The organism is Pseudomonas sp. Leaf129 (assembly GCF_001423465.1).
In the GTDB taxonomy this organism is placed as follows: domain Bacteria; phylum Pseudomonadota; class Gammaproteobacteria; order Pseudomonadales; family Pseudomonadaceae; genus Aquipseudomonas; species Aquipseudomonas coleopterorum.
On record NZ_LMOC01000009.1, the window covers coordinates 382964 to 398932 of the forward strand.

Consider the following 15969-nt stretch of genomic DNA (forward strand, 5'->3'; position numbering starts at 1 on the left):
AGCCGAGGCTACCCTTTTACTCAATCGCAAGTGAATCGACGCATCAGCCGCCGAATTTCTTGCGGATCTGCTGGACGGTGCGCAGCTGGGCTGCAGCCTCGGCCAGACGTGCGGCGGCAGATCCGTAATCGAAGTCTGCGCCTTTTTCGTTCAGGGCCTTCTCGGCAGCCTTGACGGCTTCCTGAGCGGAAGCTTCATCCAGGTCGGCAGCGCGCTGCACGGTGTCGGCAAGAACCTTGACCATGTTCGGCTGAACCTCGAGGAAACCACCAGAGATGTAGAACACCTCGGCTTCGCCACCCTGCTTGATCAGGCGGATCGGGCCCGGCTTGAGATCGGTGATCAGCGGGGCGTGGCCTGGAGCGATACCGATATCACCCAGGTTACCGTGCGCAATCACCATCTCGACCAGACCGGAAAAGATTTCTCCTTCCGCGCTGACGATATCGCAATGGACTGTCATAGCCATACTTGCCTCAACCTGATTAGCGCCCGTTGCCGGGCGCCAGGATTACAGTTTCTTGGCTTTCTCGATCGCTTCTTCGATGCCGCCGACCATGTAGAACGCTTGTTCCGGCAGGTGGTCGTAGTCGCCGTTGAGGATGCCTTTGAAGCCTGCGATGGTGTCTTTCAGGGAAACGTATTTACCCGAGGCACCGGTGAAGACTTCAGCCACGAAGAACGGCTGCGACAGGAAGCGCTGGATCTTACGAGCGCGGGATACCAACTGCTTGTCGGTTTCCGACAGCTCGTCCATACCCAGGATCGCAATGATGTCCTTCAGCTCTTTGTAGCGCTGCAGCACGTACTGAACGCCGCGAGCGGTGTCGTAGTGCTCCTGGCCGATCACGTTCGGGTCCAGCTGGCGCGAAGTCGAGTCCAGTGGATCGACCGCTGGGTAGATACCCAGGGAAGCGATGTCACGGGACAGTACGACGGTGGCGTCCAAGTGGGCGAAGGTGGTCGCCGGCGACGGGTCGGTCAAGTCGTCCGCAGGTACGTATACCGCCTGGATCGAGGTGATCGAACCTTCCTTGGTCGAAGTGATGCGTTCCTGCAGAACGCCCATCTCTTCGGCCAGGGTCGGCTGGTAACCTACTGCCGAAGGCATACGGCCCAGCAGTGCGGATACTTCGGTACCGGCCAGGGTGTAACGATAGATGTTGTCGACGAACAGCAGAACGTCGTTACCTTCGTCACGGAATTTCTCGGCCATGGTCAGACCGGTCAGGGCGACGCGCAGACGGTTACCCGGCGGCTCGTTCATCTGGCCGTAGACAAGGGCTACCTTGTCCAGAACGTTGGAGTCCTTCATCTCGTGGTAGAAGTCGTTACCCTCACGGGTACGCTCACCCACACCGGCGAACACGGAATAACCGCTGTGCTCGATGGCGATGTTACGGATCAGCTCCATCATGTTCACGGTCTTGCCGACACCGGCACCACCGAACAGACCGACTTTACCGCCCTTGGCGAACGGGCAGACCAGGTCGATAACCTTGATGCCGGTTTCCAGCAGGTCGTTGCCGCCTGCCTGTTCCGCGAAGGAAGGTGCTGGACGGTGAATGCCCCAGCGCTCTTCGGTATCGATCGGGCCCGCTTCGTCGATCGGGTTGCCCAGAACGTCCATGATGCGGCCCAGGGTGGCCTTGCCGACAGGGACGGAAATGGCTGCGCCGCTGTCGAGCACGTTCAGGCCGCGTTTCAGGCCTTCGGTGGAACCCATGGCGATGGTACGAACCACGCCGTCGCCCAGCTGCTGCTGGACTTCGAGAGTGGTTTCAGCGCCTTGTACCTTCAGCGCGTTGTAGATGCTCGGTACGCTGTCGCGTGGAAATTCCACGTCGATAACGGCGCCGATGATTTGAACGATACGTCCGCTACTCATAGCTGGATCCTCTGAATATTTGAACCGTTAAACCGCGGCAGCGCCGCCGACGATTTCCGAGATCTCTTGGGTGATCGCAGCCTGACGCGCCTTGTTGTAGATCAGCTGCAAATCGCTGATCAGGTCGCCGGCGTTGTCGGTTGCATTCTTCATTGCGATCATCCGCGCCGCTTGTTCAGCAGCGTTGTTCTCGACCACCGCCTGGTACACCTGCGACTCCACGTAACGCACCATCAGGCCTTCAAGCAGCTCTTTGGCGTCGGGTTCGTACAGGTAATCCCAGTGGTGCTTGAGTTCTTGATCCGGGGTTGCCTCCAACGGGATCAACTGCTCCACCGTTGGTTGTTGCGTCATGGTATTGATGAACTTGTTGGACACCACGGACAGGCGATCGATACGGCCTTCCAGGTACGCGTCCAGCATCACCTTGACGCTGCCGATCAGATCATTGATCGACGGCTCTTCGCCCAGATGGCTGATCGCTGCCACGACGTTGCCGCCGAAGTTGCGAAAGAACGCTGCACCCTTGCTGCCGATCACGCACAGGTCGATCTCGACGCCGCGTTCGCGATTGGCCGCCATGTCCTTGACCAGGGCCTTGAACAGGTTGGTGTTCAAGCCGCCGCACAGACCACGGTCGCTGCTCACCACGATATAGCCGACGCGCTTGACGGCGCGTTCGATCATGAACGGGTGGCGGTATTCCGGGTTGGCGTTGGCCAGATGTCCAATCACCTGGCGGATACGCTCCGCGTAGGGACGGCTGGCTGCCATGCGCATTTGTGCCTTGCGCATTTTGCTGACCGCCACTTTTTCCATGGCGCTGGTAATTTTTTGCGTGCTTTTGATGCTCGCAATCTTACTGCGAATCTCTTTTGCGCCTGCCATGTAACACCTATCAGGTTAGCAAGCAGGGGCCTTGCGGCCCCTGCTGCGGCTTACCAGGTTTGGGTGGCCTTGAACTTCTCGATACCGGCCTTGAGGCCAGCGTCGATTTCGTCATTGAAGTCACCCTTCACGTTGATCTTCGCCAACAGGTCGGCGTGATCGCGGTTGAAGTAAGCAATCAGGGCCTGCTCGAAGCTACCAACCTTGGCGATCTCGACGTCGGTCAGGAAACCACGCTCGGCTGCATACAGCGACAGCGCCATGTCGGCGATCGACATCGGCGAGTACTGCTTCTGCTTCATCAGCTCGGTCACGCGCTGGCCGTGCTCGAGCTGCTTGCGGGTGGCTTCGTCCAGGTCAGAAGCGAACTGGGCGAATGCCGCCAGTTCACGGTACTGAGCCAGGGCGGTACGGATACCACCGGACAGCTTCTTGATGATCTTGGTCTGAGCGGCACCACCTACGCGCGATACCGAAACACCGGCGTTCACTGCAGGGCGGATGCCCGAGTTGAACATGGCCGATTCCAAGAAGATCTGACCGTCGGTGATCGAGATCACGTTGGTCGGAACGAACGCGGAAACGTCGCCAGCCTGGGTTTCGATGATCGGCAACGCGGTCAGGGAACCGGTCTTGCCAGTCACTGCACCGTTGGTGAACTTCTCGACGTATTCTTCGGAAACGCGCGATGCACGCTCCAGCAAGCGGGAGTGGAGATAGAACACGTCGCCTGGGTAGGCTTCACGACCTGGTGGACGACGCAGCAGCAGGGAAATCTGGCGGTAGGCCACTGCTTGCTTGGACAGGTCGTCGTAGACGATCAGTGCGTCTTCGCCACGGTCACGGAAGAACTCGCCCATGGTGCAACCGGCATAAGGTGCCAGGAATTGCAGCGCAGGAGATTCCGAAGCACTGGCAGCCACCACGATGGTGTTGGCCAGGGCGCCGTTTTCTTCGAGCTTGCGAACCACGTTGGCGATGGTCGATTGCTTCTGACCGATGGCAACATAGACGCAGAAGATACCGGAGTTCTTCTGGTTGATGATCGCGTCGATCGCCAGAGCGGTCTTGCCGATCTGACGGTCGCCGATGATCAGCTCGCGCTGGCCACGGCCGACAGGGATCATGGCGTCGACAGCCTTGTAGCCAGTCTGTACAGGCTGGTCTACCGACTTACGCCAGATAACGCCCGGTGCAACCTTTTCGACCGCGTCGGTCTCGGTGTTGCCCAGCGGACCCTTGCCATCGACAGGGTTGCCCAGTGCGTCGACGACGCGACCCAGCAGTTCCTTGCCAACCGGAACTTCCAGGATGCGGCCGGTGCACTTGGCGCTCATGCCTTCGGCCAGGCTGGTGTAGGCGCCCAGTACCACGGCACCTACGGAGTCCTGCTCCAGGTTGAGTGCCATGCCGAAGACGCCGCCAGGAAACTCGATCATTTCGCCGTACATGACGTCGGCCAGACCGTGGATCCGTACGATACCGTCGGAAACGCTGACGACGGTGCCTTCGTTACGGGCTTGGGAGGTCACATCGAGCTTGTCGATGCGACCCTTGATGATTTCACTTATTTCGGAAGGATTGAGTTGCTGCATTGCTCTGCTGCCCCTTCAAACTCAAGATTTCAATGCTTCGGCCAGTTTCGCGAGTTTGCCGCGAATCGAGCCATCGATAACCAGGTCGCCGGCGCGGATGACGACGCCACCTATCAGGCTGGCATCCTCCGCAACTTGCAGGCGCACTTCCCGGTCGAGTCGTGCACTGAGAACCTTGGCGAGTTTGTCTTGCTGTTCTTGGTTCAATGCGAAGGCACTGGTGACTTCCACATCGACCGATTTTTCCTGCTCGGCCTTGTACAGGTCGAACAGTTCGGCGATCTCCGGCAGAAGCAGGAGACGGTCGTTTTCGGCAACGACGTGGATGAAATTCTGTGCCTTGGCATCGAACTTGTCGCCGCACACGTCAATGAACGTGGCGGCCTTGTCTGCGCTCGTCAGTCGCGGGGCCTTGAGCAGGCTCTGCATGGTGGCGTCTTGCGCCACCGCTGCAGCCAGGCCGAGCATGGCTGACCAATTGGCCAGCTGCTGGTGGGCCTGAGCGTGCTCGAAGGCCGCCTTAGCGTAAGGTCGGGCCAACGTGGTCAGTTCTGCCATGATCGCCCTCGCTTAGATTTCAGCAGCCAGTTTGTTAACCAGCTCCGCGTGCGCGTTTTGATCGATTGTGGCGCCCAGGATCTTCTCGGCACCGCCTACGGCCAGCACGCCCAGTTGGGCACGCAGCGCGTCTTTGACGCCGTTCAGTTCCTGCTCGATCTCGGCTTGAGCCTGCACTTTCACGCGGTCAGCGTCGATACGGGCCTTTTCAACGGCCTCTTCGACGATCTGGTTGCCGCGTTTCTTTGCCTGCTCAATGATTTCGGCTGCCTGAGCTTTCGCTTCGCGCAGTTGCTGACCCACTTTCTCTTGGGCCAACTCCAGGTCGCGAGCTGCTCGGCTGGCAGCGTCCAAACCATCAGCGATCTTCTTCTGACGTTCGTGCAAAGCCGCGATGACCGGAGGCCACACGAACTTCATGCAGAACAGCACAAAAATGAAGAACGCAACGGTCTGGCCAATCAGGGTTGCATTAATGTTCACGCCAACACCTCGCTCGTTCTTTGTCCATCACACCAATCCACTCGAAGGTTCGAGAGATCAGCCAGCGAGTTGACCAACGAAGGGGTTCGCGAAGGTGAAGAACAGAGCGATACCAACACCGATCATGGTCACGGCGTCGAGCAGACCGGCGACGATGAACATTTTAACTTGCAGCATTGGGACCATTTCTGGCTGGCGAGCAGCGCCTTCCAGGAACTTGCCGCCCAGCAGGCCGAAGCCGATAGCAGTACCCAGTGCGCCCAGGCCGATCAGCAGAGCAACAGCGATAGCGGTTAGACCAACTACAGTTTCCATCTTTCCTCCCGACTTTTTACGTCGTCTTTTGCTTGGTTTTTAGGTTTTAAAGCGGTGTTACAAACCGGTGTTTCGGCCCGTGTGGACCTCCCTCGCGCCAGGACGCGAGGGGCATCAGACTCGCCAGGCGGGCCTTAATGATTTTCTTCGTGAGCCATCGAAAGGTAGACGATGGTCAGCATCATGAAGATGAATGCCTGCAGCGTGATGATCAGGATGTGGAACACAGCCCACGCCCACTGCAGCACGACACCCAGGCCGCTGAGCCACAACAGGCCGCTGCCGAACATCACGGCGATCAGGATGAACACCAGCTCGCCGGCATACATGTTGCCGAACAGTCGCAGGGCCAGCGAGATCGGCTTGGCGATCAGGGTGACGAATTCGAGCAGGAAGTTCACCGGAATCAGCAGGATCTGAACGAAGATGTTCTTGCTGCCGAACGGGTGCAGGGTCAGTTCGCCGATGAAGCCGCCGATGCCCTTGACCTTGATGCTGTAGAAGATGATCAGCGCGAATACCGACAGGGCCATGCCCAGTGTCGCGTTCGGGTCGGTGGTCGACACGGCGCGGAACGGGATGTGCGAATCGCCGGAGATCCAGGCCGCGGCCATCGGGATCCAGTCGACCGGAATCAGGTCGATGGCGTTCATCAGGAACACCCAGACGAAGATGGTCAGCGCCAACGGTGCGATCACCGCGCTGCGGCCGTGGAAGCTGTCACGCACGCTGCCGTCGACGAACTCGACCAGAACCTCGACGAAGTTCTGCAGAGCGCCCGGCTGGCCGGACGTCGCCTTCTTGGCTGCCATGCGGAAGATCAGGATGAAGATCAGGCCCAGGGCAACCGACCAGCCGAGTGTATCGACGTGGAACGCCCAAAAACCCATTTCCTTGGCTTCTGCAGCGGTGTGGGCAAAGCCCCAGCCGCCTTCTGGTAGCTGACCGAAGGTCAAGTTCTGCAAGTGGTGCTGGATATAGCCCGAAGCGGTTGTTTCTGCCATGGTTGCCTCAAACGCCCTAAGGTCTCGAAAGTCTTGTTTTCATGAGCAGGGGTGCGAACCAGCTGACCAGCTGGGTCAGCCCGAAGACGCCGAATACAGCCAGCGGCGCCAGTGGTTTCACTCCTGCGAACGTCAGTGCGAACAGCACTGCCGTCAAAATCAGCTTGCCTGCCTCGCCGGCGTAGAACGACCGGACGATGGCTTGTGCGGCCCGGGCTCCGGTGAACCGGAAAGCCTTCCAGGCGAAATACAGATTGGGCAACCAGGCGATCAGGCCTCCGCAGAGTCCTGAATAACCGCTGACCCCCCCGAGCCATTGCCACAGCACCAGAGCTGCCAGCAACACGACGACACCTTGCGCCAACAACATCGGGAAAACGACCCACTGATGGAACGGCAGGCGGTTTGGCGTGCGGGTTTCCATCGTGACGACTCCTCAATGGTCGACGTGCCATAAGCCGTAACTTGGCATAAATTGTGCCGACAAAATGCGCGCAGAGTATAGGGGCGGTTCCTCCCCTATTCAACTGCCGGGTAGTGATTTCCGACTGCGCGCTACACAAGGAATTGTTTCAGCGGATGTGTGCAAGCACACCTTGCAACTCATCCAGAGAGTTGTAGCGGATGACCAACTGGCCTTTTCCTTTCTGCCCATGGCGGATCTGCACCGCAGAGCCTAGGCGTTCAGCCAGTCTTTGCTCCAGCCGGGTGATGTCAGGGTCGGCCTTGGCTGGTTCCACCGGCTCGGGTTTACCGCTCAACCACTGGCGAACCAGGGCCTCGGTCTGCCGAACGGTGAGGCCTCGTGCGACAACGTGTCGCGCGCCTTCGACCTGCTGCTCATCCGGCAGACCGAGCAATGCGCGCGCATGGCCCATTTCCAGATCGCCATGGGACAGCATGGTCTTGATCACTTCAGGCAGCGCGATCAGGCGCAACAGGTTGGCCACGGTGACCCGCGACTTGCCCACCGCATCGGCGACCTGCTGCTGCGTCAGCTGGAACTCGTGCTGCAGACGCTGCAGGGCAATGGCCTCTTCCACCGGGTTGAGGTCTTCGCGCTGGATGTTCTCGATCAGCGCCATGGCGATCGCCGCTTCGTCAGGCACATCGCGGACCATGGCCGGGATGGTTTCCAGGCCAGCCTGTTGCGCGGCACGCCAGCGACGTTCGCCGGCGATGATCTCGAAGCGTGCGTTGGCCACCGGCCTTACCACGATCGGTTGCATCACGCCCTGGGTCTTGATCGAGTGCGCCAGCTCTTCGAGCGCCTGCGGGTCCATGTCCCGGCGCGGCTGATACTTGCCCCGCTGAATGACGTCCAGCGGCAGGTGCTGCAACTCGTTCTGGTCGACCTTGACAGCCTGCTCCTCGAGCGAGCTGACGGTCGGACCGCTGAGCAGCGCATCCAGTCCACGTCCGAGACCACGTTTCTTGACGGCCATTGGAATCCTTAAATGACTGCAGCGGTGCGAGATTGGCGACGTTGCCGACGAACCATCTCGCCGGCCAGTGCCAGATAGGCCAGCGCGCCGCGTGATGATTTATCGTACGACAGCGCCGGCATCCCGTAGCTGGGCGCTTCGGCCAGACGAATGTTGCGCGGGATCACCGTATCGTACAGCTGATCGCCGAAATGCTCCTTGAGCTGTGCCGAGACATCGTTCATCAGGCTCAGGCGCGGGTCGTACATGGTGCGCAACAGACCCTCGACCTTCAGGTCCGGATTGAGCAACTCGGCAATGCGCTTGATGTTATCCACAAGGTCGCTCAATCCTTCCAGGGCGAAATATTCGCACTGCATCGGGATGATCACGCCATCGGAGGCCACCAGCGCATTGAGGGTCAGCATCGACAGCGACGGCGGGCAGTCGATGAGGATGTAATCGTAGTTGTTACGCACCGGCGCCAGCGCGCTGCGCAGACGGCTTTCCTTCATCTGCATTTCCAGCAGGACCACCTCGGCCGCGGTCAGGTCGCGGTTGGCAGGCAGCAACTGGTATCCGCCGTGTTCGGAAAAATGCATGGCCTGAGCCAGGTCGCACTCGCCGATCAACACGTCGTAGATCGAATTTTCCAGCGCATGCTTGTCCACACCGCTGCCCATGGTGGCGTTGCCCTGCGGATCGAGATCGATCAGCAGCACGCGGCGCTTGGTCGCGACCAGCGATGCTGCGAGGTTGATGCAGGTGGTGGTCTTGCCCACACCACCTTTCTGGTTCGCTATCGCGAATACCTTAGCCATTAGTGCTCGTGTTCCCAATCATGCCGTGCGGCGCAGTATCAGCAGATGGCGTTGGCCTTGGCAACCGGGTACGGCCAGGGCGTGTTCGCTATCGAGGTGGAAGTCCGCTGGCAATGCTACCAGTTCGTCGGCCGGATGCAGCCCTTTCATCGCCAACCAGCGCGTATCGCTGTCGCCCAGGTGGCGTGTCCAGTGAGCGAAGTCGTGCAGGCTGCTGAAGGCGCGGGAAACGATGCCGTCGAAGGGCTGCTCGGGTACGAACGTTTCGGCGCGGCTGTGGATAACCTGAAGATTGGCGAGTCCCAGTTCCAGCTTCACCTGAGTCTGGAAACGGGTCTTCTTGCCATTGCTGTCGAGGGTGGCGATGTGTTTCTCGGGAAACATGATCGCCAGGGGAATACCCGGCATGCCGCCGCCGCTGCCGACATCGAGCCAACGCTGGGCATTACCCAGGTGCGCAAGAATGCTCAGGCTGTCGAGCAGGTGCCGTGACACCATCTCGTCAGGATTGCGCACTGCCGTCAGGTTGTAAGCCTTGTTCCATTTGATCAACAGGGCCAGATAGGCCAGCAGCTGTTCGCGCTGGCCCTCGGACAATTCGACACCCAATTGCCGGGCGCCTGTGGACAACTCTTCGCGGTGTTGTTCGGTGACCATGGAACTCAAGCGCTTTGCTCCAACTCGCGGCCTGCGCCGCGTTTTTTCAGGTGAATCATCAACAGCGAAATGGCTGCAGGCGTGACGCCCGGGATGCGCGATGCCTGACCGAGGGTTTCGGGGCGGGTCGCGCCCAGCTTGCCCTGAATCTCCTTGGACAGCCCGGAGATCCCGGCATAGTCGATATCCACAGGCAGGCGGGTGTCCTCGCTGGCGCGCAGCCGAGCGATCTCGTCCTGCTGACGATCGATGTAACCCGCGTACTTGGTCTTGATCTCGACCTGTTCGGCCACCTGTGGATCATGCGCTCCGCCGCCGGTGACTTCGACCAGACCGACATAGTCGATCTCGGGGCGGCTGAGCAGGTTAAGCAGGTTGTATTCATGGGTCAACGGCGTACCGAACTTCTCGGCGACGGCATTCCCCTGAGCGGTGTTGGGGCGTACCCAGGTGCTCTTGAGCCGTTGTTCCTCGATTTCGATCGCTTCGCGCTTGGCACTGAAGGCCGCCCAGCGAGCGTCATCGACCAGACCCAGTTCACGGCCCTTTTCGGTCAGGCGCAGGTCGGCGTTGTCTTCGCGCAGGATCAGTCGATACTCGGCTCGCGAGGTGAACATCCGGTACGGTTCCTGGGTTCCCAGGGTAATCAGGTCGTCGACCAGGACGCCGATGTACGCCTCGTCGCGGCGTGGACACCAGGCCTCTTTGCCCTGGGCGCGAAGTGCGGCGTTCGCGCCAGCCAGCAGACCTTGGGCGCCGGCCTCTTCGTAACCCGTGGTGCCGTTGATCTGCCCGGCGAAGAACAATCCGGCGATCACCTTGGTTTCCAGGCTGTACTTGAGATCACGCGGATCGAAGTAATCGTATTCGATGGCATAGCCGGGTCGCATGATGTGCGCGTTTTCCATGCCGCGAATCGAACGCACGATCTGCAACTGCACGTCGAACGGCAAGGACGTGGAAATACCGTTGGGGTACAGCTCGTGGGTGGTCAGCCCTTCGGGCTCGATGAACACCTGATGGCTCTGCTTGTCGGCGAAGCGGTGGATCTTGTCTTCGATCGACGGGCAGTACCGTGGACCCACCCCTTCGATTTCCCCGGCAGCCGAGTACATCGGCGAGCGATCGAGGTTGGCGGCGATGATTTCATGGGTGCGCGCGTTGGTGTGGGTGATCCAGCAACTGACCTGACGCGGGTGCAGCGCCTTGGACCCCATGAACGACATCACCGGAATGGGTGTATCGCCCGGCTGTTCGGTCATGACCGAGAAATCGACCGACTTGCCGTCGATACGCGGTGGTGTACCGGTCTTCAAACGACCTACCCGCAGCGGCAGCTCACGCAGACGATGGGCTAACGCGATCGATGGCGGGTCGCCGGCACGGCCACCCGAATAATTCTGCAAACCGATGTGGATAAGTCCGCCCAGGAAGGTTCCGGTGGTGAGCACCACGGAATCGGCCATGAAACGAAGGCCCATCTGGGTGACTACTCCCTTGACCTCGTCCTGCTCGACGATCAGGTCGTCGGCCGGCTGCTGGAATATCCACAGGTTGGGCTGATTCTCGAGAATCTCGCGAATGGCAGCCTTGTACAGAACGCGGTCGGCCTGCGCACGGGTAGCCCGCACCGCCGGGCCTTTGCGGTTGTTGAGCACGCGAAACTGAATGCCACCCTTGTCGGTGGCCAGCGCCATGGCACCGCCGAGCGCATCGATCTCCTTGACCAGATGGCTCTTGCCGATGCCGCCGATGGCCGGGTTGCAACTCATGGCACCGAGGGTTTCCACGTTGTGCGTCAACAGCAGGGTCTTTGCACCCATGCGTGCTGAGGCCAGTGCTGCCTCGGTACCGGCATGACCGCCGCCGATGACGATCACTTCAAAACGGGAAGGGAAATCCACCACGCACCTCGTGCCTGTTCTATGTGGGTAATTGGGATAGCTGCGCAGTATAGGGAATTTGCCTTGGCTAAAGAACCCTTCTGCACAAAAAATAACCAGCTGTGGATAGCGTCGGTAATAGAAATTAAAAGAGAGAGATTTATTAAAGCTTTGTTTTTATGTTTATTACTAGGCAACACCGTATCTGTGGATAAAGCTCTGTAAGCCTGTATCGACAACGTGTACAGGGAAATTAAAGGTTGTGATCAGGTGCCTGTCAGCTCGGTGTATAACCCAAATTAACCTGTGGGTAACAGCTGCGCTTACCCACAGCGGCATTTATCATCAGCTTTCGGACCTGCTTATCAACCTAGCTCAGCTGGGGTTGTCCACAGGGCTCCTGAAGCGTGTATAAAAAAAAGCCACCTCGTAAGGTGGCTCTTGATGAGTCCATGCAGCGCTGCATGGATATCGGGAGATCTACTTACCGATGCAGAAGCTCGAGAAAATGCGCCCCAGCAGGTCGTCCGAACTGAATGCACCGGTGATTTCCCCCAGCGCATGTTGGGCCAGGCGCAAGTCTTCAGCCAGGAGCTCGCCCGCGCCCACCAGCGTCAGCTGATCACGCCCATGGTCAAGATGATCACCCGCATGCCGCAAGGCTTCCAGATGACGTCGACGGGCGCTGAAACTGCTCTCGGCTGTCTGCTCGTAACCCATGCAGGCTTTGAGATGGTCACGCAGCAGTTCAAGGCCTTGGCCAGTTCCCTTGGCTGTGAGACTCAAGGTCACGTGACCGTCGTCGTCATGCTGGATACCGATCGCTTCACCACTCAGATCCGCCTTGTTGCGAATCACCGTGACCTTGCCGATGTCGGGCGTGAGCTCCAGAAACTCCGGCCAGACCGCGAAGGGATCGGCCGCCTCGGCAGACGTCGCGTCCACCACCAGCAGGATACGGTCGGCTTCGGCAATGGCCTTCAGCGCGCGCTGGACGCCGATCTGCTCGACTTCATCGAGGGTGGTACGCAATCCGGCAGTATCGATCACATGCAGCGGCATGCCGTCGATGTGGATATGTTCGCGCAACACGTCACGAGTGGTACCGGCGATGTCAGTGACAATGGCCGCTTCACGCCCGGCCAGCAGATTGAGCAGGCTGGACTTGCCGGCATTCGGCCGGCCAGCGATTACCACGTTCATCCCGTCACGCAGCAAGGCACCCTGCCCGGCTTCGCGCAGTACGGTGGATAACTCGCTGCGAACCTTGTCGAGCATGCTCAACACATGGCCATCGGCAAGGAAGTCGATTTCCTCCTCGGGAAAGTCGATGGCAGCTTCCACATAGATCCGCAGCGCGATGAGCTGCTCGGTCAAGTTATCCACACGCCGGGAGAAAGCCCCCTGCAACGAACGTACTGCGTTGCGTGCCGCCTGGGCAGAGCTTGCTTCGATGAGATCGGCAATGGCCTCGGCCTGAGCCAGGTCCAGCTTGTCGTTGAGAAAGGCCCGCTCGCTGAACTCGCCGGGACGTGCCAGGCGGCAGCCCAGTTCCAGGCAGCGCTGCAGCAGCATGTCCATCACCACGGGTCCACCATGACCCTGCAGCTCCAGTACATCTTCGCCGGTGAACGAGTTGGGCCCTGGAAAGTAAAGGCCCAGCCCTTCATCGATGACCTGGGACTGCGCATCGAGCATCGGGCCATAGTGCGCATGACGAGGGGTCGGCACGCGGCCGATGATAGCCTGAGCGGCCTGGCTGGCCAGCGGCCCGGAGATGCGTACGATCCCTACTCCGCCTCGACCCTGGGCCGTGGCAATGGCAGCGATGGTTTCGCGAACGACGTTCATGCAGGTACTCCGGTCGAATTTCAGATAGCAAAACGCCCCACGAGGGGGCGCTTTGTTCACAGGTTAGTCGAGCAACCCGTCAGACGGCAGGTTTGTTTGCCGCGGCTTTCTCGATGCTGCGCGTGATGTACCACTGCTGGGCAATCGACAGGGTGTTGTTGGTCACCCAGTACAGCACCAGACCTGCTGGGAACCACAGGAAGAAGAAGGTGAACACGATCGGCATCATCTTCATCACCTTGGCCTGCATCGGATCCGGAGGCGTCGGGTTCAAGCGCTGCTGGATGAACATGGTCGCACCCATGATGATCGGCAGGATGAAGTACGGATCCTTGATCGACAGGTCGGTTATCCACAGCAACCAAGGTGCCTGACGCATCTCGACGCTTTCCAGCAATACCCAGTACAGGGAAAGGAAGACCGGCATCTGCACCAGGATCGGCAGGCAGCCGCCCAGTGGATTGATCTTCTCTTTCTTGTACAGCTCCATCATGGCCTGGGACATTTTCTGCCGGTCATCGCCATGCTGTTCCTTGAGGGCAGCCAGTTTCGGCGCTACGGCACGCATGCGCGCCATCGACTTGTAGCTGGCGGCCGACAGCGGGAAGAACAGCAGCTTGATCAGGATGGTCAGGCAGATGATCGAGAAGCCCCAGTTCCCCAGGATCGCGTGGATATGTTTGAGCAACCAGAAGATCGGTTGAGCGATGAACCACAGGATGCCGTAGTCGACGGTCAGCTCCAGACCTGGGGACAACTCCTTGAGCTTGTCCTGAACCTTGGGACCGGCGTACAGCGTGGCTGTGGTTTCAACCTTGCCACCTGGCGCTGCCGACAGCGTAGGGCCGGTGTAGCCAATGATGTAGTTGCCCTGGTTGTCCTTGCGCGTCATGACATTGTTGCTGTCACCGGCAGCAGGGATCCAGGCAGTCACGAAGTAATGCTGCAGCCAGGCGACCCAGCCGCCCTGTACGGTTTCCTTGAGGCCGGCCTTGTCCATGTCTTTCATCGACACTTTCTTGTACGGCTCGCCACTTGTCCACAGGGCTGCGCCCAGATAGGTCGCGGTACCGGTGGCCGTGGTCGACGAAGGATCGGAGCTGTTGTCGCGCTTGAGCTGGGCGAACATGTTGCCGCTCCAGTTCTGCGCGCTCTGGTTATCCACAAGGTAGCTGACTTTCAGGTCGTACTCACCGCGATCGACGGTGAAGCGCTTGAGGTAGTTCACACCATTGTCGCTGTAGGTCAGGTCGACCACGAGCTGGTTCTGGCCGTCAGCCAGTTGATAACTTTTCTGCGAAGCACTGTACACAGGACGTCCGCTTGGACGCGCGTCCGGGCCGTTCGTACCGGTCAGGCCACTCTGGGCCAGGTAGGTCAGCTCACCACCGTTGTCGAACAATTGGAACGGAATGTTCGGCATGTCCTGGCGACGAGGGTACTCGGGCAGGTTCAGCTGGACGATATCACCACCGGTAGGGTCGATAGCGAAGTTGAGCACGTCGGTCTTGACCCAGATCAGGTCCTTGCTGACCACAACAGGGGTCGGCACAGGCAGATTGGCATCAGGATTGGCGCTGGGTACATCGGCACTGGCTTGAGTGTTGGTGCCCGGTACCGTTTCCGGCAACGCCGGCGTCGGGTTCTGGGTAGCCACATTCTGAGTCGGCAAGGCGGCTTGACCGTAATCCTGGTTCCATTTCAGGACCATGACGTAGGCCACGACTGCCAGGGCGACGATCAGGATCGTGCGTTTAATATCCATGATTACTCGGCTATCGAAGAAGAACGGGGTGATGGGGCGTCTGGAACCGGGTCGAAACCACCGGCATTCCATGGGTGACAGCGGCCAAGGCGACGAACGGTCAGCCAGCTTCCACGCAAGAGGCCGTGGATTTCGATGGCTTCGAGCGCGTAGCAAGAGCAACTGGGGTAAAAACGACAGTGATTCGCCATGAGAGGGCTGATGGCGTAGCGGTAGAACTGGATCGGAACGATTGCCAGTTTACGCATCTTGACTGTCCACTCCTGCAGGTTCGGTCTTCACCACTGGAGCGGGCCGGTTACGTGCGAGGCGCTTCCAGAGCTTGCCAAAATGCTCATGCAATTCAGGGTTTTCCACGTCGCCCAAACCTTTACGCGCGACGATGACGATGTCCCAGCCCGCCAGGATGCCCTGGTGCAGACGGAACGAGTCACGCATCAAGCGTTTCAAGCGATTGCGCTGAACGGCGAGCTTGACGCTCTTTTTACCGATGACCAGCCCCAGACGGGGATGTTCGAGGCCGTTCTCACGCGCAAGGAGCAGCAGGTTCTTGCCGGGTACCTTGCCAGATGGCGAGTCGAAGACTGCTTTGAAATGCCGGGCTGTCAGCAGACGCTTTTCCCGACCGTAGTCCTGACTCACCACCCGTGCCGAAGGATCAAACTGCCAGACGCTTGCGGCCCTTGGCGCGACGACGCGACAGGACGGTACGGCCGTTCTTGGTAGCCATGCGAGCACGGAAACCGTGGGTGCGAGCGCGCTTGATGGTGCTGGGTTGGAAAGTACGTTTCATGGTTGTTACCTGGTTCGTCCACAACGGGCCGGAATGGACCCCGT

Annotated in this window: 18 protein-coding genes; all 18 read right to left on the reverse strand. The window is 59.5% G+C overall.

Annotation, left to right across the window (positions count from 1 at the left end):
* Nucleotides 1-43 precede the first annotated feature (43 nt).
* The 18 genes from ASF66_RS18135 to rpmH all read right to left on the reverse strand — a co-directional run bounded on the left by ASF66_RS18135 (nt 44) and on the right by rpmH (nt 15925).
* Nucleotides 44-469: a F0F1 ATP synthase subunit epsilon gene (locus ASF66_RS18135; RefSeq protein ID WP_043192055.1), complete on the reverse strand. Its 426-nt coding sequence runs from the start codon at nt 467-469 to the stop codon at nt 44-46.
* A gap of 42 nt (nt 470-511) precedes the next feature.
* A complete protein-coding gene (gene atpD, locus ASF66_RS18140) occupies nt 512-1888 on the reverse strand; it encodes a F0F1 ATP synthase subunit beta (protein ID WP_049860449.1) in 1377 nt (458 codons plus the stop codon).
* Nucleotides 1889-1915: 27 nt separating this feature from the next.
* Nucleotides 1916-2776: a F0F1 ATP synthase subunit gamma gene (gene atpG / locus ASF66_RS18145; protein WP_043192052.1), complete on the reverse strand. Its 861-nt coding sequence runs from the start codon at nt 2774-2776 to the stop codon at nt 1916-1918.
* Nucleotides 2777-2826: 50 nt separating this feature from the next.
* Nucleotides 2827-4371 carry a F0F1 ATP synthase subunit alpha gene (gene atpA, locus ASF66_RS18150; protein ID WP_049860450.1) on the reverse strand — a complete coding sequence of 515 codons (1545 nt, stop codon included), beginning with the start codon at nt 4369-4371 and terminating at the stop codon, nt 2827-2829.
* Between the two features lie 21 nt (nt 4372-4392).
* Complete coding sequence (locus ASF66_RS18155; RefSeq protein WP_043192047.1) at nt 4393-4929, reverse strand: F0F1 ATP synthase subunit delta; 537 nt, start codon at nt 4927-4929, stop codon at nt 4393-4395.
* A gap of 12 nt (nt 4930-4941) precedes the next feature.
* The gene (locus ASF66_RS18160) at nt 4942-5412 is read right to left on the reverse strand and encodes a F0F1 ATP synthase subunit B (RefSeq protein ID WP_043192045.1); all 471 of its coding nucleotides are present in this window, start codon (nt 5410-5412) and stop codon (nt 4942-4944) included.
* Between the two features lie 57 nt (nt 5413-5469).
* Nucleotides 5470-5727, reverse strand: coding sequence for a F0F1 ATP synthase subunit C (gene atpE / locus ASF66_RS22200; protein WP_002555987.1), 258 nt, complete (start codon nt 5725-5727; stop codon nt 5470-5472).
* Between the two features lie 134 nt (nt 5728-5861).
* Complete coding sequence (gene atpB / locus ASF66_RS18170; RefSeq protein ID WP_049860451.1) at nt 5862-6731, reverse strand: F0F1 ATP synthase subunit A; 870 nt, start codon at nt 6729-6731, stop codon at nt 5862-5864.
* A 16-nt stretch (nt 6732-6747) separates the two neighbouring features.
* On the reverse strand, nt 6748-7155 hold the full coding sequence (locus tag ASF66_RS18175; protein ID WP_056844841.1) for a F0F1 ATP synthase subunit I: 408 nt from the start codon (nt 7153-7155) through the stop codon (nt 6748-6750).
* A gap of 148 nt (nt 7156-7303) precedes the next feature.
* Nucleotides 7304-8176 (reverse strand): ParB/RepB/Spo0J family partition protein, encoded by an 873-nt coding sequence (locus tag ASF66_RS18180; protein ID WP_056844842.1) that lies wholly within the window; start codon nt 8174-8176, stop codon nt 7304-7306.
* Between the two features lie 8 nt (nt 8177-8184).
* On the reverse strand, nt 8185-8976 hold the full coding sequence (locus ASF66_RS18185; RefSeq protein WP_049860453.1) for a ParA family protein: 792 nt from the start codon (nt 8974-8976) through the stop codon (nt 8185-8187).
* A gap of 18 nt (nt 8977-8994) precedes the next feature.
* Nucleotides 8995-9642, reverse strand: coding sequence for a 16S rRNA (guanine(527)-N(7))-methyltransferase RsmG (rsmG, locus tag ASF66_RS18190; RefSeq protein WP_049860454.1), 648 nt, complete (start codon nt 9640-9642; stop codon nt 8995-8997).
* Complete coding sequence (gene mnmG, locus ASF66_RS18195; RefSeq protein WP_056844843.1) at nt 9639-11537, reverse strand: tRNA uridine-5-carboxymethylaminomethyl(34) synthesis enzyme MnmG; 1899 nt, start codon at nt 11535-11537, stop codon at nt 9639-9641. Before mnmG ends, rsmG begins: the two co-directional genes overlap by 4 nt.
* A 459-nt stretch (nt 11538-11996) precedes the next feature.
* A complete protein-coding gene (gene mnmE, locus ASF66_RS18200; RefSeq protein WP_056844844.1) occupies nt 11997-13367 on the reverse strand; it encodes a tRNA uridine-5-carboxymethylaminomethyl(34) synthesis GTPase MnmE in 1371 nt (456 codons plus the stop codon).
* A 79-nt stretch (nt 13368-13446) separates the two neighbouring features.
* Complete coding sequence (gene yidC, locus ASF66_RS18205; RefSeq protein ID WP_056844845.1) at nt 13447-15132, reverse strand: membrane protein insertase YidC; 1686 nt, start codon at nt 15130-15132, stop codon at nt 13447-13449.
* Nucleotides 15133-15134: 2 nt separating this feature from the next.
* A complete protein-coding gene (yidD, locus tag ASF66_RS22205) occupies nt 15135-15380 on the reverse strand; it encodes a membrane protein insertion efficiency factor YidD (protein WP_082223633.1) in 246 nt (81 codons plus the stop codon).
* Nucleotides 15373-15777: a ribonuclease P protein component gene (gene rnpA, locus ASF66_RS18210; RefSeq protein ID WP_043192022.1), complete on the reverse strand. Its 405-nt coding sequence runs from the start codon at nt 15775-15777 to the stop codon at nt 15373-15375. The genes yidD and rnpA overlap by 8 nt, the downstream gene beginning before the upstream one ends.
* Before the next feature lie 13 nt (nt 15778-15790).
* Nucleotides 15791-15925, reverse strand: coding sequence for a 50S ribosomal protein L34 (rpmH, locus tag ASF66_RS18215; protein WP_043192020.1), 135 nt, complete (start codon nt 15923-15925; stop codon nt 15791-15793).
* Nucleotides 15926-15969: the final 44 nt, after the last annotated feature.